The organism is Pseudooceanicola sp. NS-SX9 (assembly GCF_057380705.1).
In genome coordinates, this window is the sequence record NZ_CM170818.1 from 3,420,001 (window position 1) to 3,443,945 (window position 23,945).

At 66.3% G+C, this 23,945-nt stretch carries 23 protein-coding genes and 1 tRNA gene (1 of these 24 running past the window's edge); 12 read left to right on the forward strand and 12 right to left on the reverse strand.

Features of this window, described 5'->3' with window-relative positions; translation table 11 throughout:
- On the reverse strand, positions 1 to 29 hold the 5' portion of the coding sequence (gene msrQ, locus AC2ITM_RS16290; RefSeq protein WP_486467672.1) for a protein-methionine-sulfoxide reductase heme-binding subunit MsrQ. It extends 661 nt beyond the left edge of the window; only the first 29 of its 690 coding nucleotides appear in the window; the start codon lies at positions 27 to 29; the stop codon falls past the left edge of the window.
- Here msrQ and AC2ITM_RS16295 point away from each other — a divergent pair.
- On the forward strand, positions 28 to 480 hold the full coding sequence (locus AC2ITM_RS16295) for a DUF2306 domain-containing protein (protein WP_486467673.1): 453 nt from the start codon (positions 28 to 30) through the stop codon (positions 478 to 480). The two genes, msrQ and AC2ITM_RS16295, sit on opposite strands and share 2 nt — an antisense overlap.
- Here the strand turns inward: AC2ITM_RS16295 and msrP are convergent.
- Both msrP and AC2ITM_RS16305 read right to left on the reverse strand, forming a co-directional pair.
- Positions 416 to 1,321 (reverse strand): protein-methionine-sulfoxide reductase catalytic subunit MsrP, encoded by a 906-nt coding sequence (gene msrP, locus AC2ITM_RS16300; RefSeq protein ID WP_486467674.1) that lies wholly within the window; start codon positions 1,319 to 1,321, stop codon positions 416 to 418. The genes AC2ITM_RS16295 and msrP overlap by 65 nt on opposite strands.
- Before the next feature lie 108 nt (positions 1,322 to 1,429).
- Entirely contained in the window at positions 1,430 to 2,968 is a 1,539-nt protein-coding gene (locus AC2ITM_RS16305; RefSeq protein WP_486467675.1) for an FMN-binding glutamate synthase family protein, read from the reverse strand.
- Between the two features lie 197 nt (positions 2,969 to 3,165).
- Between AC2ITM_RS16305 and AC2ITM_RS16310 the strand changes: the two genes are divergently transcribed.
- Positions 3,166 to 3,921 carry a helix-turn-helix transcriptional regulator gene (locus AC2ITM_RS16310; RefSeq protein WP_486467676.1) on the forward strand — a complete coding sequence of 252 codons (756 nt, stop codon included), beginning with the start codon at positions 3,166 to 3,168 and terminating at the stop codon, positions 3,919 to 3,921.
- 364 nt (positions 3,922 to 4,285) lie between these two features.
- Here the strand turns inward: AC2ITM_RS16310 and clpB are convergent, their stop codons facing one another.
- Entirely contained in the window at positions 4,286 to 6,904 is a 2,619-nt protein-coding gene (gene clpB / locus AC2ITM_RS16315) for an ATP-dependent chaperone ClpB (RefSeq protein WP_486467677.1), read from the reverse strand.
- 210 nt (positions 6,905 to 7,114) lie between these two features.
- Between clpB and AC2ITM_RS16320 the strand changes: the two genes are divergently transcribed.
- Both AC2ITM_RS16320 and pyrF read left to right on the forward strand, forming a co-directional pair.
- Positions 7,115 to 7,426 (forward strand): hypothetical protein, encoded by a 312-nt coding sequence (locus AC2ITM_RS16320; protein WP_486467678.1) that lies wholly within the window; start codon positions 7,115 to 7,117, stop codon positions 7,424 to 7,426.
- Between the two features lie 60 nt (positions 7,427 to 7,486).
- Positions 7,487 to 8,203 carry an orotidine-5'-phosphate decarboxylase gene (pyrF, locus tag AC2ITM_RS16325; protein ID WP_486467679.1) on the forward strand — a complete coding sequence of 239 codons (717 nt, stop codon included), beginning with the start codon at positions 7,487 to 7,489 and terminating at the stop codon, positions 8,201 to 8,203.
- Between the two features lie 9 nt (positions 8,204 to 8,212).
- Here pyrF and AC2ITM_RS16330 read toward each other — a convergent pair whose 3' ends face one another.
- On the reverse strand, positions 8,213 to 8,662 hold the full coding sequence (locus AC2ITM_RS16330) for an NUDIX domain-containing protein (RefSeq protein WP_486467680.1): 450 nt from the start codon (positions 8,660 to 8,662) through the stop codon (positions 8,213 to 8,215).
- Between the two features lie 50 nt (positions 8,663 to 8,712).
- Between AC2ITM_RS16330 and AC2ITM_RS16335 the strand changes: the two genes are divergently transcribed.
- Positions 8,713 to 9,978 carry a DNA polymerase IV gene (locus AC2ITM_RS16335; RefSeq protein ID WP_486467681.1) on the forward strand — a complete coding sequence of 422 codons (1,266 nt, stop codon included), beginning with the start codon at positions 8,713 to 8,715 and terminating at the stop codon, positions 9,976 to 9,978.
- On the opposite strand, the gene AC2ITM_RS16340 is transcribed toward AC2ITM_RS16335, so the two are convergent.
- Positions 9,979 to 10,839 (reverse strand): N-formylglutamate amidohydrolase, encoded by an 861-nt coding sequence (locus AC2ITM_RS16340; protein ID WP_486467682.1) that lies wholly within the window; start codon positions 10,837 to 10,839, stop codon positions 9,979 to 9,981.
- Between the two features lie 149 nt (positions 10,840 to 10,988).
- Between AC2ITM_RS16340 and AC2ITM_RS16345 the strand changes: the two genes are divergently transcribed.
- Together AC2ITM_RS16345 and ykgO are read left to right on the forward strand one after the other, a co-directional pair.
- Positions 10,989 to 11,063 (forward strand) — tRNA-Val (locus AC2ITM_RS16345).
- 82 nt (positions 11,064 to 11,145) lie between these two features.
- A complete protein-coding gene (ykgO, locus tag AC2ITM_RS16350) occupies positions 11,146 to 11,271 on the forward strand; it encodes a type B 50S ribosomal protein L36 (RefSeq protein WP_010141322.1) in 126 nt (41 codons plus the stop codon).
- A gap of 78 nt (positions 11,272 to 11,349) precedes the next feature.
- Here the strand turns inward: ykgO and AC2ITM_RS16355 are convergent, their stop codons facing one another.
- Positions 11,350 to 11,562 carry a hypothetical protein gene (locus AC2ITM_RS16355; RefSeq protein WP_486467683.1) on the reverse strand — a complete coding sequence of 71 codons (213 nt, stop codon included), beginning with the start codon at positions 11,560 to 11,562 and terminating at the stop codon, positions 11,350 to 11,352.
- 592 nt (positions 11,563 to 12,154) lie between these two features.
- Between AC2ITM_RS16355 and AC2ITM_RS16360 the strand changes: the two genes are divergently transcribed.
- Together AC2ITM_RS16360 and AC2ITM_RS16365 are read left to right on the forward strand one after the other, a co-directional pair.
- Entirely contained in the window at positions 12,155 to 14,065 is a 1,911-nt protein-coding gene (locus AC2ITM_RS16360; protein WP_486467684.1) for a hybrid sensor histidine kinase/response regulator, read from the forward strand.
- Positions 14,062 to 14,763 (forward strand): response regulator transcription factor, encoded by a 702-nt coding sequence (locus AC2ITM_RS16365; protein WP_486467685.1) that lies wholly within the window; start codon positions 14,062 to 14,064, stop codon positions 14,761 to 14,763. The genes AC2ITM_RS16360 and AC2ITM_RS16365 overlap by 4 nt, the downstream gene beginning before the upstream one ends.
- On the opposite strand, the gene AC2ITM_RS16370 is transcribed toward AC2ITM_RS16365, so the two are convergent.
- The 4 genes from AC2ITM_RS16370 to mutL all read right to left on the reverse strand — a co-directional run bounded on the left by AC2ITM_RS16370 (position 14,760) and on the right by mutL (position 19,252).
- Entirely contained in the window at positions 14,760 to 15,332 is a 573-nt protein-coding gene (locus AC2ITM_RS16370) for an HNH endonuclease (protein ID WP_486467686.1), read from the reverse strand. The genes AC2ITM_RS16365 and AC2ITM_RS16370 overlap by 4 nt on opposite strands.
- Before the next feature lie 411 nt (positions 15,333 to 15,743).
- Positions 15,744 to 16,070, reverse strand: a complete 327-nt coding sequence (locus AC2ITM_RS16375; protein WP_486467687.1) for a DUF3775 domain-containing protein — start codon at positions 16,068 to 16,070, stop codon at positions 15,744 to 15,746.
- Between the two features lie 69 nt (positions 16,071 to 16,139).
- Positions 16,140 to 17,357, reverse strand: a complete 1,218-nt coding sequence (locus tag AC2ITM_RS16380) for a DNA recombination protein RmuC (RefSeq protein ID WP_486467688.1) — start codon at positions 17,355 to 17,357, stop codon at positions 16,140 to 16,142.
- A complete protein-coding gene (mutL, locus tag AC2ITM_RS16385; protein WP_486467689.1) occupies positions 17,354 to 19,252 on the reverse strand; it encodes a DNA mismatch repair endonuclease MutL in 1,899 nt (632 codons plus the stop codon). Before mutL ends, AC2ITM_RS16380 begins: the two co-directional genes overlap by 4 nt.
- Positions 19,253 to 19,469: 217 nt before the next feature.
- On the opposite strand from mutL, the gene rpsO reads away from it, so the two are divergent.
- Entirely contained in the window at positions 19,470 to 19,739 is a 270-nt protein-coding gene (gene rpsO, locus AC2ITM_RS16390) for a 30S ribosomal protein S15 (RefSeq protein WP_486467690.1), read from the forward strand.
- A gap of 126 nt (positions 19,740 to 19,865) precedes the next feature.
- The gene (locus AC2ITM_RS16395; RefSeq protein WP_486467691.1) at positions 19,866 to 20,876 is read left to right on the forward strand and encodes a Hint domain-containing protein; all 1,011 of its coding nucleotides are present in this window, start codon (positions 19,866 to 19,868) and stop codon (positions 20,874 to 20,876) included.
- Between the two features lie 3 nt (positions 20,877 to 20,879).
- On the opposite strand, the gene AC2ITM_RS16400 is transcribed toward AC2ITM_RS16395, so the two are convergent.
- Positions 20,880 to 21,542: a class I SAM-dependent methyltransferase gene (locus AC2ITM_RS16400; RefSeq protein ID WP_486467692.1), complete on the reverse strand. Its 663-nt coding sequence runs from the start codon at positions 21,540 to 21,542 to the stop codon at positions 20,880 to 20,882.
- A 255-nt stretch (positions 21,543 to 21,797) separates the two neighbouring features.
- Here AC2ITM_RS16400 and pnp point away from each other — a divergent pair, with 255 nt between their 5' ends.
- Entirely contained in the window at positions 21,798 to 23,930 is a 2,133-nt protein-coding gene (gene pnp, locus AC2ITM_RS16405; RefSeq protein ID WP_486467693.1) for a polyribonucleotide nucleotidyltransferase, read from the forward strand.
- The last annotated feature ends 15 nt before the right edge of the window (positions 23,931 to 23,945 follow it).

Consider the following 23,945-nt stretch of genomic DNA (forward strand, 5'->3'; position numbering starts at 1 on the left):
GCATCCCGGATTTCGGAGGGCTTTTGCATGTCATTTGCTCCTTTGTACGCGGCGGGGCCGGTGGTCACGCGGCACGCGCTGGCGGCGCTGCTTCTGGGAATCGCCCGGATGATTCCGCCGCGCGGCACGGGTGTGCGCCGGATTATCGGCCGGATCTGGGCGGGGCTGATGGCGGGGATCGCCCTCAGCAGCTTCTTCATCCATGGCTTCTGGAGGATCGGGCCGCTCAGCCCGATCCACCTGCTGACGCTGGTATCGCGGCCCATGGCCATCCTGGCCGCGCGCCGGGGCGACATCGCCCGCCATCGTCGCCTCATGACGATCCTATTCTGGCCCGCACGGGTTGGCGTGGGGATCTTCCCCGGGGTGCCGGGACGCGCGATGCATACGGTGGTCTTCGGCACCGCCCCACGGGTCAGTAGTTCGCCTTCAGGTCCATCCCGGCATAAAGGCTGGCGACCTCGTCGCCATAGCCGTTGAACATCTCGGTCTCGCGGCGCTTGGGGATCAGGCCCGATCCGATCACGCGCTCGGTCGCCTGTGACCAGCGGGGATGACTGACCTGCGGGTTCACGTTGGAATAGAAGCCATATTCGCGATAGTTCGCATCCTTCCACGAGGTGAAGGGCTGATCCGCCTGCAGGGTGATCCGCACGATCGACTTGATCGACTTGAAACCATATTTCCACGGCACCACCAGACGGATCGGGGCGCCGTTCTGGTTCAGCAGATCCTTGCCGTAGATCCCGGTGGCCAGCAGAGTCAGCGGATGCATCGCCTCGTCCAACCGCAGCCCCTCGCGGTAGGGCCAGTCCAGCACGGCGCGACTGACGCCGGGCATCTGATCGGGTTTCAGGGCGGTCTCGAAGGCCACGTATTTCGCCCCCGACTGCACCCCCACCTGCCCCAGCAGATCCGACAGCTGGAAGCCGTTCCAGGGGATCACCATCGACCAGGCCTCGACGCAGCGCAGCCGGTAGAGGCGTTCCTCGATCTGGCGGCCCTTCAGCAGGTCCTCCAGGGCATAGGTGCCGGGCTTGTCGACCAGGCCGTTGATCTCGATCGTCCAGGGTTTGGTGACGAAGCCGCCGGAATAGTCCGACGGGTCCTCCTTGCCGACCCCGAATTCATAGTAGTTGTTGTAATGGGTGATGTCGTCATAGGCCGTGGCCTTCAGGTCCGAGGGCGCCGCCATCGCCGCGCCCCCGATGGATCCCAGGCCGAGCCCCCCGAGCCCCGCCATGATCTGCCGACGGTTCAGCCAGAGGGCCTCTGGCGTCACGTCGTTCTCGGTCAGCGTACCGTTCCAGTTCCGTGCCATGGGGGACCTCCTGATATCCTCACCTAAGGATACGAGGTAACGCAGAGATCGGTTTCAACAAAATGAGACCTGATAACGTCTGCGTGCACGGATGAAACAATACTCCTCCTATGCGCGATCCGGCGCCTCGACCGGAGCGGCGTTCGGCAGCTTGCGCGGATCCGCGACCTCCTCGAACGAGGGCCAGAGCCGGCGCAGCTGGACCGAGTTGCCATCCGCCTGCACCAGACGCACGTGGCGGCGGCGCATCTCGCGCGGTTCGCGCACGCCGACGGAGTGGGCGATGGTCTCGACCTCCTTGATGACGGCCTTGGCGTAGTTGGCGACCTTGACGTATTTCTTCTGCACCACCAGGCCCCGCTGCAGGTGCGGATCATGGGTGGTGATGCCGGTGGGGCAGGTGTTCTTGTTGCACTTCAGCGCCTGGATGCAGCCGAGCGAGAACATGAAGCCCCGGGCCGAGACGACAAAGTCGGCACCTGCGCAGATCGCGAAGGCCACGTCGGCGGGGTTCACCAGCTTGCCGCTGGCGATGATGCGGATGCGTTCCTTCAGCCCGTGACGGTCGCGCAGGTCGACCATGCGCACCAGCGCCTCGCGCAGGGGCATCCCCACCAGGTCCATCAGCGGCATGGGCGCGGCACCGGTGCCGCCTTCGCCGCCGTCGATGGTGATGAAATCGGGCGCGGCTTCGGGACCCCGCGCCAGGATCATCCTGAACAGTTCCTCGTAGGCATCGGACGAGCCGATCACCGTCTTGAAGCCCACCGGCTTGCCGGTCACCTCGCGGATATGGGCGATGACATCCAGCAGGTCGCCGAAATCGTCGATCTCCTTGTGGCGGTTCGGGCTGACGGCATCCTTGCCCATCGGCACGCCGCGGATCTCGGACACTTCCTTGTCGATCTTGGCGGCCGGCAGGATGCCGCCCTTGCCGGGCTTGGCGCCCTGCGCCAGCTTCAGCTCGAACATCCGGATCTGCGGCCTCGAGGCCATGGCGCGCAGCTTGTCGTCGCTCAGGTTGCCGTCATGGTCGCGCACGCCGAACTTTGCCGTGCCGATCTGATAGACCAGATCCGCATTGCCCTTCAGATGATGCGGCGACAGGCCGCCCTCGCCGGTGTTCAGCCAGATCCCGGCCTTTTCCGCCCCAAGGCTAAGGGCCTCGACGGCGGGCCCGGAAAGCGCCCCATAGGACATCCCCGAGATGTTGAAGATCGAGGGCGCGTTGTAGGGGTGACGGGCATGGGGCCCGATGATCATCGGCTTGGTCGAGGCGAACTGGTCATCCAGGGGCGGGAAGACGGCGTTCACGAAGATCGGCGTGCCGGGGATCGACAGGTTCCGGGTGGACCCGAAGGCGATGGTGTTATCGGCGCCGGTGGTCGAGTGATACACCCAGTCGCGCTGTGCGCGGTTGAAGGGCATTTCCTCGCGGTCCATGGCAAAGAAGTACTGGCGGAAGAATTCTCCCAGCTTGGTGAAGAGGCCGCGGAACCGCCCGATCAGCGGGTAATTGCGGCGAATGGCGTCCTCTCGCTGCGAGACGTCCAGAAGGAACATCACAACCACGGACAGGGTCAGCGCCCCCATGGCCAGCACGAAAAGAATGACAAGCCATTCGAGGATCGGAGATACGAAGTTCATCGCTGTTCCTGTTTATCAGCGTTGCTCGGATAGGCGCACCATTGCTCAGGCGATTTGGGTCTTCAACCGGCAGTTTCCGCCCCCGGCCACCATCCGCAAACCCCGATAGCGCCATCATGGGCACGCTTCGCGGCAAATGCCGCGACAGGCACGCGAATGCCCTTGAACCCGGCACGCATTTGCGAACGATTGCGGAAATGACCTCCCTGCCCCACCTTCATTTTGACCTGGACGCGCGCTTTGCCGCCGCCGCCACCACCGACGACATCTTTTCCGTCCTGGGAGACGAGCTGGGCCAGCTGGGCTACGGCACCTATATCTATGCGCAGATGTACATCGGCGAGACCGGGCAGCGGTCGGGCTACGCCAACCACTCGACCACCGATCCGGCGATGCGCGCCGCCTATGCCCGCGACCGCATCTTCGAGGCCGATCCGCTGATCGACCACGCGGCGACCTCGCGCGGGCACAAGTTCTGGTCCGAGATCTTTGACCCGAGCGCCCTGAAGGCCATGCCCGCCCCCTACCGCCGCTTCTCCGAGATCGCCGACGGCTACGGGCTGCGATCAGGCGTGACCTTCCGGCTGGAAGAACGCCCGATGGGCCGCGGCCAGCTGGTGACCGGCGTCAGCCTGATGCAGGGTCGCGGCATCGCCCCCAAGGGGCACGACACCCATTACCTGCAGTTCGAACCAAGGATAAGGACCGTGCTGGACCATTTCCGAAGTCGCCTGGATCCCGGCGACGTGGCCCGTGACTACTATGACCTGAATCTGCGGGAACGTGACGTGCTGCTGCTGACGGCCGAGGGCCTCCAGGTCCAGCAGATCGCCGATCAGATGGGGATTGCCGACCGCACCGTGGCGCATCATCTGGGCCAGGCGCGCACCAAGCTGTTTGCCCGCACGACATCCCATGCCATCGCGATCGCGTTGCGTCTGGGGCTGATCTGAAGGCCCGGCCAGGCCCAGACCAGCCCCGACCCGCTCCATGCGGCGCCGAACAGACGCGTGCGACACTACCCCGTCAAGAAACAGGCAATACCTGACGCCAATGTCGCCGCGGCGACTGCCGGACAGAGCGGTTGGGCCTCATTCACTCCGATGAGGCCCGGTTGGCCGGATGGGGATCGAGGGGGGAGCCATCCAGCCGGTTATCGGTATACGTCCAATATTGGTCGTGACCATTGCAGAAATACGCAATTGACCTGCTCCCGACACAAAGACGCAAAATGCGTCAAGGCGGCGCCGGAGCGCCGCCTTGTCTTAAGGCAGAATCGCCTTCAGGCAACGAAGGGCCTGGGAGCACCTGCGCCGGTCAGTGCACCGTCGCCACATCCGGAGACCGCTGATCCGAGGTCCCGACCCGGTTGCCGATCAACAGCCCCTCGGCCCCTGCGCTCACCGGCACGACATCGCCGTCCCTGATCTCGCCGGCCAGCAGGGCCTCGGCCAGCGGGTCCTGCAGGGCCTTCTGGATCACCCGTTTCAGCGGACGCGCACCATAGACCGGGTCATAGCCCTTGTCCGCAAGCCAGGTACGGGCGTCCTCGGACAGCTCCAGCCGGATCTTGCGGGCGGCCAGACGCTTAACCAGACGCGCCATCTGGATGTCGACGATCCCGTCCATGTCCTTGCGGCCCAGCCGGTCGAACACGGTGATCTCGTCCAGACGGTTCAGGAACTCGGGGCGGAAATGCGCCCGCACCGCTTCCATCACCTCGCGGCGTGCCTCGCCGGCATCGGCCCCGTCGGGCAGACGGCTCAGCGCTTGGGCCCCAAGGTTCGACGTCAGGATGATCAGCGTCTGCTTGAAGTCCACGGTGCGGCCCTGACCATCGGTCAGCACGCCGTCATCAAGGACCTGCAGCAGGACGTTGAACACGTCCGGGTGGGCCTTCTCGACCTCGTCGAACAGCACGACCTGGTAGGGCTTGCGCCGGACGGCCTCGGTCAGGACGCCGCCTTCGTCATAGCCCACATAGCCCGGAGGGGCCCCGATCAGCCGCGCGACCGAGTGTTTCTCCATGAACTCGGACATGTCGATGCGCACCATCGCGCTGTCGTCGTCAAAGAGGAACTCGGCCACCGCCTTGGTCAGCTCGGTCTTGCCGACGCCGGTCGGACCCAGGAACAGGAAGCTGCCCAGCGGACGCCCCTCGTCGTTCAGCCCGGCCCGGGCGCGGCGCACGGCATTGGCCACGGCGCGCACGGCGGCGTTCTGGCCGATGACCCGCTTGTGCAGACCCTCTTCCATGCGCAGCAGCTTCTCGCGCTCGCCCTCCAGCATCCGCGCGGTGGGGATGCCCGTCCAGCGTTCCACGACCTGGGCGATCTGCTCGGGGCGGACGGCCTCTTCGACCATGACGCCCTCGGCCTCGTGGCTTTCGGCCTCGCCCACCTGCTTTTCAAGCTGGGGAATGATGCCGTAGGCCAGCTCGCCCGCCTTCGCCAGGTCGCCATTGCGCTTGGCGATGTCCAGATCGGCCCGCGCCCGGTCCAGCTGTTCCTTCAGATCGCGGGCACCGGCCAGCTTGTCGCGTTCCGCCTGCCATTTCGCCGTCATCTCGTCGGCGCGTTCCTGCAGCTCGGCCAGCTCGCGTTCCAGCTTTTCCAGCCGGTCGGCAGAGGCCGCGTCGTCTTCCTTCTTCAGGGCCTCGGCCTCGATCTGCATCTGCAGGATCTGGCGATCCAGCGCGTCCAGTTCCTCGGGCTTGCTGTCGACCTCCATGCGCAACCGGCTGGCGGCCTCGTCCACGAGGTCGATCGCCTTGTCGGGCAGGAAGCGGTCGGTGATGTAGCGATGCGAGAGCGTCGCCGCCGCCACCAGCGCCGAGTCGCTGATCCGCACGCCGTGGTGCAGTTCGTATTTCTCTTTGATACCGCGCAGGATGGAAATCGTGTCCTCAACGGTGGGTTCATCCACCTGCACCGGCTGGAACCGCCGGGCCAGGGCCGCGTCCTTCTCGACATATTTGCGGTATTCATCAAGGGTCGTCGCCCCGATGCAGTGCAGCTCACCGCGCGCCAACGCCGGCTTGATCAGGTTCGCCGCATCCATCGCGCCATCGGTTTTCCCGGCGCCGACAAGCGTGTGCATCTCGTCGATGAAGAGGATCACCTCGCCGGCGGCGGATTCGACCTCCTTCAGGATGGCTTTCAGGCGTTCCTCGAACTCGCCCCGGTACTTGGCCCCGGCGATCAAAGCGCCCATGTCGAGCGCCAGCAGGCGCTTGTCGCGCAGGGATTCGGGCACGTCGCCGTTGACGATGCGCAGGGCAAGGCCCTCGGCGATCGCCGTTTTACCGACGCCCGGTTCCCCGATCAGCACGGGGTTGTTCTTGGTGCGGCGGCTCAGCACCTGCATGGCGCGGCGGATCTCGTCATCGCGGCCGATGATCGGGTCGATCTTGCCCTCTTCGGCGCGCTTGGTCAGATCCAGCGCGTATTTCTCCAGCGCTTCGAAGGTGTCTTCGGCGCTTTCGGTGTCGGCGGTACGGCCCTTGCGGATCTCGTTGATGGCGGCGTTCAACTTCTGCGCGCTGACGCCCCCGGCTTCCAGCGCGTCCTTGGCGCCGGATTTCACCAGCGCGAGCGCGGTCAGCAGCCGTTCGACGGGCACAAAGCTGTCCTTGGCCTGCTTGGCGACCTTTTCGGCCTCGGCCAGGACCTTGACGGTCTGGTTGTCCATGTAGGTCTGGCTGCCGTCACCGGTCACCGTCGGGATTTTCTTCATCGCGATCCCGAGGGCCTGCGTCACCGCCTCGGGGTCGCCCCCGGCCTTGCGGATCAGGTTGCTGGCCAGCCCCTGGTCATCATCCAGGATGGCCTTCAGGATGTGCTCGGGCAGCAGCCGCTGGTGGCTTTCGCGAATGGCAATGGTCTGCGCTGCCTGGATGAAGCCGCGCGACCGCTCCGTGAACTTGCTCAAGTCCATGGCGTTATTCTCCTTTTGTCGAAGCGTCCCCTGACCGGCACCCTGTCACAGGCGTGTCCGGTTCCGGAACCTCACGATGCCGAAATGGGAAGGCAAACCCGCAGGTTCAAGCGGGTGCGACATTTAAAACGGAACTGCCCCGGGGAATCCGCGTTAGGTTATCCACAGGCCGACGACTGCAAGCAATTGCCCGTCAAGGAGGGGCAGGACATGACGTTCAGAACCCGGATCGCCGCCATCCGCTACAACGCAACCGAAAGCGCCTTCGAGGCCAGCATCACCCTTTACGATGCCGGGCGGGTCTATACCTATCCGGTTGCACTGCGGGCGCCGGTAACGCTGGACTATGCCGAGGCCGAGGCCGCGCTGACCACCCTTGCCGCCCGACGGCATGAACGCGGCATGACGCGGCTGCGCAGCCGCAAGCCCCGCGACAGCTACACAGGCCCCGCCGATCTGCCGGCGCTGGTGCAGCAGACCACCACCAGCCTGTGGGACCGGCTGCGCCGTCGCGTGGCCTGAGGGCCGCGGGCCTTGACGCCCTGCCCCCCCTCGGCGCATCTGGCCAAAACGGAGAGCCAGATGACCGAACACGCCCTGCCCCCCGCCGATGATCGCCTGATCGTCGCCATGGATGTCCCCAACGCCCTTGCCGGGCTGCAACTGGCCGAGACGCTGGGCGACAGCGTGTCCTTCTACAAGATCGGCCTTGGCATGCTGACCGGCGGTGGCCTGGCGCTGGCGAACGAGCTGAAGCAGGAACACGGCAAGCGCATCTTCCTGGACATGAAGTTCTTCGACATCGGCGCCACGGTCGAGGCCGCCGTCCGCGGCATCGCGCAATATGACCTGGATTTCCTGACCGTGCACGGCGACCCCCATGTGGTGCGCGCGGCCGTTCAGGGCGCAGCGGGTTCGAACCTGAAGATCCTGGCCGTCACCATCCTGACCTCGCTCGATCGGGCCGATCTGGATGCCAGCCTGATCCGCGAGGGCGAGATCGCCAAGCTGGTCGAGGACCGCGCCGCCCGCGCCTTCGAGGCCGGCGCCCATGGCGTCATCGCCTCGCCGCAGGAAGCCACCGCCATCCGCGCCCTGCCCGAATCCGCCGGCCGCCTGATCGTCACCCCCGGCGTGCGCCCCGCCAGCGCCGCGCTGGATGACCAGAAGCGCATCGCGACGCCCGCCTCGGCGATCCGCAATGGCGTCGATCACATCGTCGTCGGCCGGCCGATCTGGCGCGCCGAGGATCCGGCCGCCGCCGCCCGCGCCATCGTGGACGAGATCCGCAACGCCTGACCCTGACCGCTACTCCCCCGCCAGATAGGCCGCCAGACGCGCCTGCAGGCGGGGGATCGCCTTGTCGTGCTTCAGGAAATCGTCCTCGGTCATGAAGCACCAGCACTGCCCCTCGTCGCCCAGCTGCAGCGGTTCCGCCTGCGGCACGCGCGGGCGGGCGGCCAGGAACCAGACCTCGCCCTCGCCAAGGTTTTCATAGCGCCGGGCATAGAGGAAATCCTGCGGCAGCAGATGCAGGTTCAGTTCCTCGCGGGCTTCGCGGATCACGCAATCCAGCACGCTTTCGCCGGGATCGCGGCCGCCACCGGGGAAATCCCAGCAATCCGGGAAGGGAATGTGGGCGTAATCGTCCCGCAGCATCACGGGCAGCCCCTCGGGCAGGAAGACCACCGCCTTGGCGCCGTGGAAGGCGCGCGTGCGGTCCAGCACTTCGGATGGAATCGGTGTTTCACAGCTCATGGCTCAGGTCTATCCTGTGGGCCCGCCCCAATGCCAGAGACCGCGCCGCCATGGACGCCCTTTGCCGAGACTGCCTGACGGAATTCTCCGCCCCCGCGCGGGGCATGGTGCGCTGCCCGGCCTGCGCCAGCCCCCGCACCGTGGCCCATGCGGAACTGCGCACGCTATCCATCGCGCATATGGACTGCGACGCCTTCTATGCCTCGGTCGAAAAGCGCGACAACCCGGCGCTGGCGGCGAAACCGGTGATCATCGGCGGCGGCAAGCGCGGCGTCGTCTCGACCGCCTGCTACGTGGCGCGCATCCGTGGCGTGCGATCCGCCATGCCGATGTTCCAGGCGATGAAGCTTTGCCCCGACGCGGTGGTGATCAAGCCCCGGATGGAGGCCTATGTCGAAGCCTCGCGCGCGATTCGCGCCATGATGGAAGAGATGACCCCCGCCATCGAGCCGCTGTCGCTCGACGAGGCCTTTCTGGACCTGACCGGCACCGCGCGGCTGCACGGCCATGCGCCCGCCTACCAGCTGGCCCGGCTGGTGCGACGGATGCGGGACGAACTGGGCCTGACAGGCTCCATCGGGTTGTCGCACAACAAGTTCCTGGCCAAGATCGCCTCGGACCTCGACAAGCCGCACGGCTTTTCGGTGATCGGCAAGGCCGAGACGCTGGATTTCCTGGCCGAGAAACCCGTCCGCATGATCTGGGGTGTGGGTGCCGCCGGGGCACAATCCCTTGAGCGTGCCGGGATCTACACCTTTGCCGACCTGCGCCGATGGGACGAACGCGACCTGATGAAGCGCTTCGGTTCGATGGGTCAGCGCCTCTGGCATCTGGCGCGCGGCGAGGACACCCGCCGCGTCACCCCCCATGCGCCGATCAAGTCGATCTCGAACGAGACCACGTTTTTCGAGGACACCGCCGACCGCGATCTGCTGGACGGGCATCTGTGGCGGCTGTCGGAAAAGGTGGCCGACCGCGCCAAGGCCAAGGACATGGCGGGGCGCGTCGTGGTGCTGAAGCTGAAGCAGGCGGATTTTTCCCTGCTGACCCGCCGCCATGCGCTGCGCGACCCCACGCAGATGGCCGACCGGATCTACCGCGAATCGCGGGCGCTGTTCGACACCTGCGCCGACCGCGGGCCGTTCCGGCTGATCGGCGTCGGGCTGACCGAGCTTGCCACCGGCACACTGGCGGATCCGTCCGGCGACCTGCTGGACCCGGACGCCGCCCGGCGCAGCCAGACGGAACGCGCCACCGACGCGATTCGCGCCCGTTTCGGCCCCGAGGCGATCCTCAAGGGCCGGGCTTTGCGCTGATCACTCGGCCGCCAGCGGCAGATCCGAACGCCCGAGGCCCGAAATCTCCGAGACCACGGTGCGAATCAGCGCGGCGAAGGCGTCGAAATCGGCACGTTTCTCGACTTTTGCCTCGTCCATGTAGATCGAGCGGTCGATTTCGATCTGCACCGCATGCTGCCGGCGCGAGGGACGGCCGTAATGCTGGGTCACATAGGCGCCCGCGAAGGGCGCGTTGCGCACCACCGCCAAACCGGCGTTCGAAAAGGCCGCTTCGATGCGTTCGACCAGGAAGGCGTCAATCGAGGCCCCGAATCTGTCGCCGATCACCACTTCGGGGCGTCGGCGGGCATTTCGCGCCACGCCATCCAGCGCCTCGTGCGGCATCGAGTGGCAATCCACCAGAATCGCCTCTCCGAAAGTGCGGTGGGCATCGTTCAGCAGGGTCTGCAGGGTGGTGTGATAGGGCCGCCAGCAGCGATCCAGCCGCGATTCGGCCTCTTCCGCGGTGATCTTGCCACTGTAGATCGCCCGTCCGCCCGCCACGACCCGCGGAATCACCCCCAGACCGGACGCGATTCGGGGGTTGTGGCCCCGGCGACGGACCCCGTCGATCACCGCCGGGTCCAGTTCATCGACCCCGCGATTAAGATCGACATAGGCCCTGGGCGCCCGCGAACACAGCAGCGGCGCGCCGAATTCCGGCGCGCAGGCAAACAGTTCATCGACGAAGGCATCCTCGGATGATCGGATCTGAAGCCTGTCCAGACAGGTGTTTTCCATCATGTCCTGCGGATAATCGCGCCCCGAATGAGGAGAGGCGAAGATCATGCTGGTCGTCTGACGCGCAGGGCGGAAGAGGTCGTATGAGGGACTCGTCATGGCAACTCCGGATGCCTTTCGAGTGTAACCCAAAAAAAGGATGTCAAAAGCCCCTTGATCCCCCCTCCGACTCCCCTTATACGCCCCTCTACCGGCGCAGTGATCGACGCCTCAACGGAAACGGAGAGGTTAGAAAACTAAGCCAGAGTGGGCGATTAGCTCAGCGGTAGAGCACTTCGTTGACATCGAAGGGGTCACAAGTTCGATCCTTGTATCGCCCACCACTCTCTTCACCGGAGCCGGGACGCAAGTCCCGGCTTCTGACCTTCAATGGCGCTAGCCGCGCCGCGACATGAGGACAAGGACATGAAAGTTCGTAACTCGCTCCGCTCGCTGAAGCAGCGCCATCGCGATTGCCGCGTCGTGCGCCGTAAAGGCCGCGTGTACGTGATCAACAAGACCCAGCGTCGCTTCAAAGCCCGTCAGGGCTGAAGCAAGGCCACCAGGCCCGCTAGGACTTACCAGAAAGAGTCGCTTCGGCGGCTCTTTTTCGTTTTTGCGACCTGGTGTTCAGGATCCGGGACGCCGCAGGTGCAGCCCCTGCCCCAGCTTCAGGAAGCTGACGATTCCCACCAGGAATCCCGCCCCTGCCAGCCCAATCGCCAGGATCTGATTCGCCGGGCTCAGCTCGGTCGAGGTGACGGCCAGCAGGCCGAAGACCCAGAAACACCCCCAGGCCAATACGTTGATCAGCGCCAGCAGCTTGCGTTTATCCTTGTTCATCCCCGTCTCCCGATTCGGGGCGGCACCGCCCGCCCTGGAAAGGCACAGCGGGCCGGCCCGGCATCGGGTGCACGCCCGAATCGCCTGACCGGCCCATCCCGCCAGGGCGCCTGAGCGCAATCCGAACGGACCCGGGACCTGGCGCGGCACTGGCAAACAGATCACTCGTCCCTCTCCGCGCGGCGTCATCCTGCGAAAAAGTCTCTAACGTATGGTGAAATCCCGAAAGGCTGCGGAGGTGACGTCCGGCGATGCTCCCTGTAGTCCCATCGCCGGGCCCGGCTGGGCGGGTCCAGACCTGTGTCCGACCCGCCCGCGGCGCGCAGTCTCCCTCCTGCGACGTCTCCTCCCTTTGATTTTCCAGCCCTCCCAAACTGGAAAATCGACCACCCTCCTCAAGGTGGGCCAAGGCGCCGAACTCGCTTCCAAGCCCCTGACAGACGTAAGAATTACCGCCAAGTTTTGCCGGAACATTTCCGAATCCTAACGAAATGTTACGGGTGCTGCAGCCGCATAATCGCCCAAAGGTTGTGCAGCATACCCTTTCCCGACGGCGTCATCCGCGTTAGCCATGGGATCGGAGGAAATCATCATGAGCCCAGCGGCCTCTCAACGCGAGCTGATGACGATGGCCGGGCTGAATCTTATCCAGCAGGCCTTGTCGATTTATGACCGAGACCTGCGCCTGGTGTTCTGCAACCAGGGCTTTCGGCGTCTGTTCTCGTTGCCCGAATCGCTCAGCCAGCCCGGAACGCCCTTTGCCGAGGTCACGCGCCACCTCTACGAGGCCGGCGAATACGGCCCCATCGCGGATATCGACCAGGCGGTGCGCGACCGGCTGGCGCGGGCGCGGCGGTTGCAGCCCTACTACCTGGAACGGACCCGTGCCAACGGCCGCGTCGTCGGCGTCGAGGGCGCCCCCCTGCCCGAGGGCGGCTGGATCACCGTCTATACCGACATCACCGAGACCAAGCGCCAGGAGGCCCTGCTGCGCGCCAGATCCGAGGAACTGTCGGAGCAGCTGCTGATCCGGGCCGAGGACCTGGCGGCCGCGAATCGCAACCTGATCGCGATGAACGCCACGCTGGAGGAAGCCAAGCGCGAGCTGACGCTGATGGAGGCGCGCTCTCGGCTGACCACGGAAACCCTGCCCGCGCACATCTGCCATGTTTCTCCGGCGCGGCGGTACACCTATTCCAACCGCCACCTGCCGCAGATCAAGCCCGGGATCCCCGAGGATATCGTCGGCCTCACCATGGCCGAGGTGCTGGGCGATCAGGCCTATGCCGCGGTGCGCCCCTACCTGGATGCCGCCCTGGTCGAGGGCCGCGCCAGCACCTTCGAATTCACCATCGAAAGCTCGGCCCGGCGGGTCAGGACCTCGTTCACGCCGGATGGCGCGGGGGGGGCCTATGGCATGTCGATGGACATCACCGAGGAAAGTCGCACCCGCGAGGCGCTGCTGCAGACCCGCCAGAGGGAACTTGCCGCGCAGCTGACCTCGGGGATGGCGCATGATTTCTCGAATCTTCTGACGATCATCCTGGGGCTGCAATCGCGGCTGGAACGGATGGAACTGCCCGAACCCGCCCGCCCGATGGTCAGCGCCACCCTTGCCGCGGCGCGGCGTGGCGGGCGGCTGCTGAACCGGCTGGCCGACATGACCGGCGGCCGAGAGCACAGCCCCTCGGCCACGCAATGGGACCTGTTCCTGAAGGATTTCGCCACCCTGGCCAGTTCCGCCCTGCCCGAAGGCATCCGCTTCGAGGTCGAGGATCAGGTGGGCGATGCCCGGCTGTGGCTGGATGGCGGGATGCTGCAGGATTCGCTGCTGAACCTGGTGCTGAATGCCCGCGATTCGCTGGCCGGGCAGCCGGGTTCCATCCGCATCACCGCAGCCCGCGACCGCGACACCTGGCTGCGCATCGTCGTCCACGACACCGGCCCCGGCTTTTCCGAGGCGGCGCTGGCCCATGCGCTGGATCCGTTCTTCACCACCAAGGGCGGCGAGGGATCGGGGCTGGGGCTGTCGATGGTGCATGACATGACCCAAAGATCCGGTGGCCAGATGGAGATCGCCAATGACCACGGCGCCCGCGTCACGCTGCTGCTACCCTGGCGCCCGGCGCCGCGCCCCGCCACCCCCGGCGTCGTCCTGCTGGTCGAGGACAGCCCCGAGCTGCGTTCCTCGATCCGCGACATGCTGGTGGAACGCGGCTATCCGGTGATCGAGGCCGCCTCGGCCCCCGAGGCGCTCAGCCTGGTGGGCGCGGTGCCCGATCTGTCGCTGATCCTTTCGGACCTGACGCTGGAGGGCAGCGCCACCGGCATCGACCTGTTCGACCAGCTGCCCGAGGGCGCACCGCCCTGCCTGATGATGACATCGCTGCGCCCCGACCATCCGCTGCACCGCGCCGCCCGCGCCCGGGGCCCGGTGCTGAAGAAACCCTTCGATGCGGCCGCCCTGGCCGCCTTCCTGGAACAAAAGGCCACCGCCGCATGAGCCAGCCCCTGGTGACGATCCTCGACGATGAACCCGCCGTGCGCGCCATGCTGTCGGCTGCGCTGGAAGAGGCCGGGTTCCGCACCCGCGGCTTCGGCCGCGCCACCGAATTCGAGGCCGCCTTGCAGACCATGTCCCCCGACATCTGCCTGGTCGACCTGTCGCTGCCCGATCGCGACGGGCTGTCGCTGGTGCATCGGCTGGCGCTGGAAAAGGGCGCGACGGTGATCATCATCTCGGGGCGGGCGCAGGTGCAGGACCGCGTGACCGGGCTGGAGCTGGGCGCCGACGACTACATCATCAAGCCCTTCGACCCGGCCGAGGTCGTGGCCCGCGTCCGCGCCCGCCTGCGCCGCGACCGTCCCGCCCACGAGGCCGCCCAGACTGCCGAATTCAACGGCTGGACCGCACATTTCGACCGCTTCACGCTGGAAGATTCAGAGGGCAGGGAAACCGCCTTTTCCCATGCCGAGGGCGAGGTGCTGCGGCTGTTCCTGGAACGTCCGAACCGTCTGGTGTCCCGTGCCCTGATGCAGGAGGTGCTGGGCGGAGCGGCGGGCGAAAGTTTCGACCGGGCGATGGACGTGCGGATTTCGCGGCTGCGCACCAAGCTGCGCGAGGACCCCAAGAACCCCCGCCTGATCAAGACGATCTACGGTGCGGGGTATATCTTTCTGGGAGAGGTCAGCTGGCACTAGGCGCTGCGGCCAAAGATTTCCTCGCGGTGGTAACGCAGGTAGTCGGGATGCGGGTGATGGCGCGGGTTCTTCGGCAGGATCAGCTTTTGCCCCGGATCGATCAGCCGCCGGGCAGTTTCGGGCGGCACCTTGTTGTGGGAAATCAGGATGCGGTGATCCTCGGCGACCGAAATCAGCCCGCGATCGAACATCCAGTGCAGCGTTCCCGACAGGGCAATGCCGTTGCGCACCGTGTCAGGGCCCTCTTCGGATACGGGCCGGATATGCGCCGCCTGGACCTCGGGGCGGCCGCCGCCATTGCGCAAGGACAACCCCGAGATCGCACAGCGCCCCTCGTAGGCGCGCTTGACCATCTTCTGAAAGGCCGGATCGCGGTACTTGCGTTCGCCCAGGATCCGGTCGCGGTCCCCGGCCAGATGGGCATGGCCAAATCCCGGGTCTTTGTCCGCCACGCCGGGAAACATCTCGGGCGTTTCCGTGGCATAGCGCGGCAGGGCATAGGCATCGTCGCTGTCGCGCAGCCCCGCCCCCACGATCGCCGCGAATTCCTGCCGCGACAGGCGCCGCACCGCGCTGACGCTGGCGCCCCTGACATCGGCCGGCCGTCGGGGCCGCGCAGGCTGCGCTCCCACGCCTGGCCGGCGGGATCGGCACGGCCCACGGGTTCGGGAAAATCCAACAGCGTCGCCGGTGCCAGCCGGGCATAGTAATGATCCGCACGCAGCGGATCGGGATCCACCCCCAGCACCTTCTGCACCGAGACATAGCCCAGGGCGCCCTGGCGCCCCTCGTAGAAGATCACCCAATCCCCCACGGTTTCCCTTACCATGCCCAGATAGCGGCGCGGGAAATGGTAGGAGCGTCCGGGCTGGTCGTCATAGATCGACCGCGGATTCTGGATGAAGACTGCGTGGGCCATCGCCCCAGGTTGCCCCCCGCGCCGCCAGGCGCAAGGGATTTCGCACGTGTGCGGATCGAAATCAGCCCCCGCGGACCAGCTCGTCCTCGTCCTCCTGGGCCGAGAGGTCCAGCAGCTCCAGCGCGGCCTCCAGGTGGTCCGACAGATGCGGCGTGCCCAGCAGGTAGTCCGGCGTCGGCGTCGTGGCCTCTTCGCGGGCGGTTTCCAGCGCCTCGTCCAGATCGTCCGGGTCAAAGGCGCCCCGCCCGATCCACATCAGCGCCACCAGCGATACCAGCTCGTCTTCGTTCAGCGCCTCCAGAAAGGCGCGCAATTCGGCCTCGGCGCGATCCAGTTCGCGGGCCATCAGGATCACCTGGGCGATCTTGTGAACGGTGATTTCCAACATGGCAGATCCTCCTTTAGTCAGGACACCCTACTGCACCTTGCAGGAATTTCCGCCTTGATCTGCATCAGATCAGTCCGCGGGACGTGACGCCCCCAGGCTTTCCAGCGGCGTCACCCCGTCCGAGGTCAGTTCCTCGAAGTCGAAATTGTCCAGCTTTTGCGCCCGTTTGCCGGCGCGCTCGGCGGCGGTGCCGATGCCGTCCAGGTCGCGCCGCGCCTGGTCGAAATGGGTCTCCAGCTTGCCGACCCGTTCCACCACGATCTCGACGTCACGATAGAGCATGTGCAGCGTCTTGCGAATCGCCCCGGCCTGCTCGCGCATCCGGGCGTCCTTCAGGATGGCGCGCATGGTGTTCAGCGTCGCCATGCAGGTGGTGGGCGACACGATCCAGACCCGCGCGGTAAAGCCTTCGCGCACCACATCGGTGAAATTCGCGTGCAGCTCGGCATAGACCGCCTCGGAGGGCAGGAACATCAGCGCGCCGTCGGCAGTTTCCCCCTCGATGATGTAGCGCTCCGAGATCGCCCGGATGTGGTGGCGCACCGAGGTCCGAAAGGCCTGGGCGGCGCGTGCCTTCTGCTCCTGCGTCTGGGCGTTGCGCAGCATGTCATAGGCTTCCAGCGGGAATTTCGCATCCACCACGATCGGCCCCGGCGGGTTCGGCAGATGGATCAGGCAGTCCGCCCGGCGCCCGTTCGACAGCGTTGCCTGCAGGGTGTAGCTGTCCGAGGGCAGCGCCTTCGACACGATGTCGTTCAGCTGGATTTCCCCGAACGCGCCCCGGGTCTGCTTGTTCGACAGGATGTCCTGCAGCGACAGCACGTTGCCGGACAGCCGGGTGATGTTTTCCTGCGCCTTGTCGATGGTGGCCAGCCGCGCCTGAAGCTCGGTCAGGGATTTCGTCGTCTTCTCGGACCCGCCGCGCAGCTGTTCGTTCACCTTTTCCTGCATCTCGGCCATGGCGCGGGCCTGGCGCAGGGCGTTTTCATGCAGCCGCTCGGCCATCTGCGCCTGCACCTGCGCCAGCCGCATTTCCAGCGTCTGCAGCATCTGCCCCTGCCCGTTGGTCTGGGAATTCGAGACGCTGGCAATATGGCCTGCCAGCTGCTCCTGCCCGCGGGCCAGATCCTCGACCGTGTGGCCCAGCTGGTTCATCTGCCAGATCACCGGTTCTGTCGCGGCGCGGGTGCCGCGCACCACCCACAGCATCATCCCCAGCAGAAGGACGAACCCCGCCCCCAGCAGGATCAGCAGGGTCTGCGGGTCGGAAAGCAGCGTGTCCGTCATGTCCGCCCGAAGAGCCTTTCGATATCCGACAGCTTCAGCTCCACATAGGTGGGGCGGCCGTGGTTGCACTGGCCGGAATGGGGCGTGGCCTCCATCTGGCGCAGCAGTTCGTTCATCTCGGCCACCTGCATCCGGCGGCCCGACCGGATCGAGCCATGGCAGGCGACGCGGCTCAGGATCGCCTCGATCCGGGCCTGCAGGGTCAGGCTGTCGTCCTGATCGTTCAGTTCGTCCAGAACATCACGCAGCATCGCCTCGGCATTGATTTCGCCAAGGATCGCAGGGGTTTCGCGGATCGCCACGGCAGAGCCGCCAAAGGCCTCGACATGCAGGCCCAGCCTCGCCAGGTCGTCGGCGGCTTCCAGCAGGCGGGCGGCCTCGGGTTGCGACAGCTCGACGATCTCGGGGATCAGCAGCGCCTGGCTGGCGACGCCGTTTTCCGCCATCTGGCGTTTCAGCTTTTCATAGACCAGCCGTTCATGGGCGGCGTGCTGATCGACGATGACCATGCCGTTGGCCGTCTGGGCGATGATGTAGTTCTCGTGCACCTGGGCACGGGCGGCGCCAAGGGGGTGCTGCTCCAGCTCGGGGGTGGGGGCGGGGGCGTCGAACCGGGCCGAGGGCGCGGTATCGAAGTCCGGCAGCGCCTCTGACAGGCCGCGATAGCTGACCGGGGCCTCGCGCCGTTCGGGCGCCTGATAGACGAAAGGCTGGGCGGGCGCCTGCCACTGTGCGGCGCGGTCCAGCACCGGCTGGGAGGGGCGATCGGGGGGCGTGCCGCCGAACCCCTGCGCGGGTTCCGGGCGGAAGGCCTGCAGCGTCGCCCCCGCAACGGTGGTCGAGGCACGATGCCCGGCCTCGGCCAGCGCATGCCGCAGCCCCGAGACGATCAGCCCCCGCGCCGCCGCCGGATCGCGAAAGCGGACCTCGGATTTCGCGGGGTGGACGTTGACGTCGACCAGCACGGGCTCGCATTCCAGAAACAGCGCCGCGGCCGGGTGGCGATCCCGGCTGAGGAAATCGAAATAGGCAGCGCGCAGCGCGCCGGTCAGCAGCTTGTCCTTCACCGGGCGGCCGTTGACGAACAGGAACTGCGCCACCGCGGCGCCACGCGAATAGGTGGGCAGCGCGGCATAGCCCGTCATGTGCAGACCGTCGCGGCTGGCGTCGATGCGCAGCGCGTTCTCGGCGAACTCCCGGCCAAGGATCGTCTGCAGCCGCCCGTGCAGCGCATCGAACAGATCGCCGGTTTCGGCATCGGCGCGGAACAGCACCCGCGCCTCTCCGCCAGAGGCATCGCGCAGGGTGAAGCCCACGAAGGGTTCCGCCATCGCCAGACGCTTGACGACATCGACCACGGCCTGGGTCTCGGCCCGGTCGGTGCGCAGGAACTTCAGCCGCGCCGGGGTGGCATAGAAAAGGTCGCGCAGTTCGACCACGGTGCCGCCGTTCAGCGCCGCCGGGCGCACCCCCTCGTGGCGCGAGCCCGAAACCCGGATCTCGGCCGCGTCAAACCCCTGCGCGCGCGAGGTCAGCGACAGCCGCCCCACCGCCGCCAGCGACGGCAGCGCCTCGCCACGGAAACCGAAGGAATGGATGTTCAGCAGGTCCGAGCCGTCGATCTTCGAGGTCGCATGGCGTTCCAGCGCCAGCGGCAGCGATTCGGGCGACATCCCGCAGCCATCGTCCTGCACCCGGATCAGCGTCTTGCCGCCATCGGCGATGGTCACGTCGATGCGCCGCGCGCCGGCATCCAGCGCGTTCTCGACCAGCTCCTTGACGGCGGATGCGGGGCGTTCGACCACCTCGCCGGCGGCGATGCGGTTGATCGCGGCCTCGTCCAGCTGACGGATGACCGGTTGGGTTTCGCTTATCTTGGGGTCGGGACGAAGCATACCCCCACAGCTAGCATGACGGATCCGAGTCGCAAATGCCCCCCGCAGCGCGATCCGGGCAAAAAGGGTGAAAGGGTGAACGGCGGGCGGGAAACCGGCTTCCCCTGCGGGCCGTTTTGCTGTATCCGCCCGCAATCTCCGGGTCCGCCCGGAGGTTCATGGACCTTGCTGGACGACATCCCGGCTTGTGCCCTCACCCCTAGCCAAGGAGATCCCGATGTCGATCACCGTCGAAGAAAAACAGCGCCTGATGAAGGAATACGCGACCAAGGAAGGCGACACCGGTTCGCCCGAAGTCCAGGTCGCCATCCTGTCCTCGCGCATCGCGACCCTGACCGAGCACTTCAAGGTGCACAAGAAGGACAACCACGGCCGTCGCGGCCTGCTGATGATGGTTGCCCAGCGTCGTAAGCTGCTGGACTACCTGAAAGGCAAGGACGAAGCCCGTTACGCCGACCTGATCGCGCGCCTGGGCCTGCGCCGCTAAGCGCGCGTCCATCCGACGACAACGGCGCCCGTTCCGCAAGGAGCGGGCGTCTTGCGTTTCCGGCCCCCGTTCACCGGCTGGAAACCGCCCCCGCCTAGACTGCGGCCGCAAACGGCGGACCGCAGCATGGCAACCACGTTCAGTGTCATCTACCTCGGCAATTTCGCCGATCTCGACCCGACAGAGGGCAATGACGCGCTGGAGGGCGAGGGCACGTTGGTCGGCACGACCTTCGGTTCGGCCTCGGATCCGCTGGGGCTGCATGTGCATACCTTCGCACCCGGTTCGACCGGGGCCTCGGGCGGCAATTCCGGCTATTACGACAACGACAACAATCTGGCGTCAGACACCTTCACCATCGACGGCGGCGCGGACCGGGTGTTCGATTCCACCGAAGGCTATACCGCCACCATCACCTATACCGACGGCACCACCGCGACGATCACCGCCGTGGTCTTCCAGGACACTTCGGGCGATTTCTTTCTGGCGACGGAACTGTCGCAGAATGCCGACCAGGACGTGCTGGATGCCAAGCCGATCCAGTCGATGACCTTCACGGCGACCGACGGGGCGTTCTCGATCGGGATGTGGACGGACCGGGCGGCCGGCAATTTCCAGATCCCCGTCTGCTTTGCCGCCGGCACCGGCATCCTGACGCCCCGGGGCCTGCGCCCGGTCGAGGTACTGAGGCCCGGCGATCTGGTCTGCACCCTCGACAACGGGCCGCAGCCGCTGGTCTGGGTCGGCCGCCAGCACATGAGCGCCGAACGCCTGCGGCGTTACCCTGCCCACCGCCCGATCCTGCTGCCCGAGGGCGCCTTTGGCGCCACCCGCGCGGTGCTTTTGTCGCCGCAACATGCGGTGCTGTCGGGGCCCGACACCCTGCTGCGGGCCAAGCACCTGTCCGGCCCCGGCATCCGCATCGCCTGGGGGCGGCGCAGCCTGACCTATCACCACCTGATGTGCGACCGGCACCAGATCCTGCTGGCCGACGGCCTGCCCGCCGAAAGCTTCTATCCCGGTCCGGTGGCGCTGGCGGCGCTGCCACCGCAGGACCGCCGCGTCCTGCTGCGCCTGACGGGCGCCGATTACGGCGCCCGTGTCCGGCCGCTGCAGGGCCGTCACCCCCGGGGCTGAGCGTCAGGCCCGGCGGGCCTCGAACAGGATCTGGCCGCGCGGCAGCATCCGGTCCTGACGGGTCAGCCCCCAGCCGCTGCGCGCGGCCAGCGCGTGCAGATCGGCCTCCAGCACGTGATAGGGCGGCTTGCCGGGATGGGTCACCACGCCGTCGGGCTGGCGGACCTTGCCGGCCGCCGCCGCCGCATCCGGCGCAAGGAAAACGGTAAACATCACCAGACCGAGTCGCGGAAAACGTGTGAGGCCTTTCAGCGCAGTTTCCAGGTGATCGGCCGTCAGATGCGGGAAGACCGCAAAGGCGATGGCATGTGTGATCACATCCGGCACACCGGGAAAGGCGAAACCCGCATCCTCGATCAGATGCACGGGATCGAGGCGCGCGGGGTCCTCCAGCTCCTGCGCGTGACCGGCCAGCATCAGCGCGCGCGAGGCATCGGTGGCCCAGTAATGCCCGGGCTGCAGATAAGGCACGGCCTTACAGCCCAGCCGCAGGGATCCCGCCCCGATATCAAGCAGATAGTCCGAAGGCTGCACGCCCGCGTCGCGCAGGATCGCCATCTGGGCGCGCCCGGTTTCATCCCAGCGGCCGCCGACGATGCTGCGGTGGCGCCCCTCGGCGATGGCACTGTCGTAGAACCCCGGCGGGGTATAGGGAGAGGCGGTCATGACGGCGTGAAGGCTCCTGTCGGGGGGTGTCGGGGCTTATAGCGCAGGGGGTGCCGCGCCGGAAGCCGTGAGGGGCCCGCGCAACCGTCACGCTTCCATTTGAGGCCATTCTCATGTATGCGCGAGGCAATCTGAGACGTAGCGCGAGGACCCCCGCGCTGTGAAGGATTGATGACGGGGTCGGCGGCAATGGGGCCGCCATGCAAACGGAGGACCCGGGAGGGCCCGGGACTGCCTCCAGACAGGATACGATTGATGTTCAACGTAACGACGAAATCGATGCAGTGGGGCGACGAGACGCTCACGCTGGAAACGGGCAAGGTTGCTCGTCAGGCCGACGGCACCGTGATCGCCACGCTGGGCGAAACCTCGGTCATGGCCAACGTGACCTTCGCCAAGACGCAGAAGGAAGGCCAAGACTTCTTCCCTCTGACCGTCCACTACCAGGAAAAATACTATGCTGCCGGCAAGGTGCCCGGTGGCTTCTTCAAGCGTGAAGCGCGTCCGACCGAAAAAGAGACGCTGACCGCACGCCTGATCGACCGCCCGATCCGCCCGCTGTTCGCCCCCGGCTTCAAGAACGAAGTTCTGGTGATGTGCACCGTGCTGTCCCACGATCTGGTCAACGACCCCGATGTCGTCGCCATGATCGCCGCCTCGGCCGCGCTGACCATCTCGGGCGTGCCCTTCATGGGCCCGATCGCGGGCTGCCGAGTCGGCTTCTCGAATGGCGACTACGTGCTGAACCCCTCGGTCGACGACATGCAGGGGCTGCGCAGCAACCCCGAGCAGCGTCTGGACCTGGTCGTCGCCGGCACCAAGGGCGCCGTGATGATGGTGGAATCGGAAGCCTACGAGCTGACCGAGGAAGAGATGCTGGGCGCCGTGACCTTCGCGCATGCCCAGATCCAGCCGGTGATCGACCTGATCATCGACCTGGCCGAGGAAGCCGCCAAGGAACCCTTCGACTTCACCCCCCCGGACTACTCGGCCCTCTACGAGGTCGTGAAGGCCGCCGGTGAAGCGCAGATGCGTGCCGCCTTCGCGATCACCGACAAGCTGGAGCGCCAGTCCGCTGTCGCCGCCGCCGTCGCCGCGATCAAGGCCACCCTGTCCGAAGAGCAGCTGGCCGATGCGAACCTCGGCTCCGCGATCAAGAAGCTGGAATCCGGCGTCCTGCGCGGTGACGTGGTGAAGAACGGCCGCCGCATCGACGGCCGCGCGACCAACCAGGTCCGCTCGATCGTGTCGGAAACCGGCCTGCTGCCGCGGACCCACGGTTCGGCGCTGTTCACCCGTGGCGAAACCCAGGCGCTGGTCGTGACCACGCTGGGCACCGGCGACGACGAACAGATCATCGACGCGCTGCACGGCAATTTCCGTTCGAACTTCCTGCTGCACTACAACTTCCCGCCCTACTCGGTCGGTGAAGTGGGTCGCGTGGGTTCCCCGGGCCGTCGTGAAATCGGTCACGGCAAGCTGGCGTGGCGCGCGCTGCAGGCCGTGCTGCCGGCCCCGACCGACTTCCCCTACACCATCCGCGTCGTGTCCGAGATCACCGAATCGAACGGCTCGTCCTCGATGGCGTCGGTCTGCGGCGGCTCGCTGTCGATGATGGATGCAGGCGTTCCGCTGAAAGCGGCCGTGGCCGGCGTGGCCATGGGCCTGGTGCTGGAAGACGACGGCTCCTACGCGGTTCTGACCGACATCCTGGGTGACGAAGACCACCTGGGCGACATGGACTTCAAGGTTGCGGGCACCGAAGCGGGCATCACCTCGCTGCAGATGGACATCAAGGTCCAGGGCATCACGCCCGAGATCATGAAGACCGCCCTGGCGCAGGCCAAGGAAGGCCGGATGCACATCCTGGGCGAGATGAACAAGGCGCTGTCCGGCGCTGCGGAATTCTCGGTCCACGCACCGCGCATCGAGACCATGCAGATCCCCACCGACAAGATCCGTGAAGTGATCGGCTCGGGCGGCAAGGTCATCCGCGAGATCGTCGAGGTTTCGGGCGCCAAGGTCGACATCAACGACGACGGCGTGATCAAGATCGCCTCGGCCGATGGCGAAGCGATCCAGAAAGCCTACGACATGATCTACTCGATCGTGGCCGAGCCGGAAGAAGGCAAGGTCTACAAGGGCAAGGTCGTGAAGCTGGTCGATTTCGGCGCCTTCGTGAACTTCTTCGGCAAGCGCGACGGTCTGGTGCACGTGTCCCAGATCGAGAACCGCCGCCTGAACCACCCCTCGGACGTGCTGAAGGAAGGCCAGGAAGTCTTCGTCAAGCTCGTGGGCTTCGACGATCGCGGCAAGGTCCGCCTGTCGATGAAGGTCGTGGACCAGGAGACCGGCGAAGAAGTGACGAAGGAAGAAACCGCCGAGTGATCGGCCCTTCCTGAC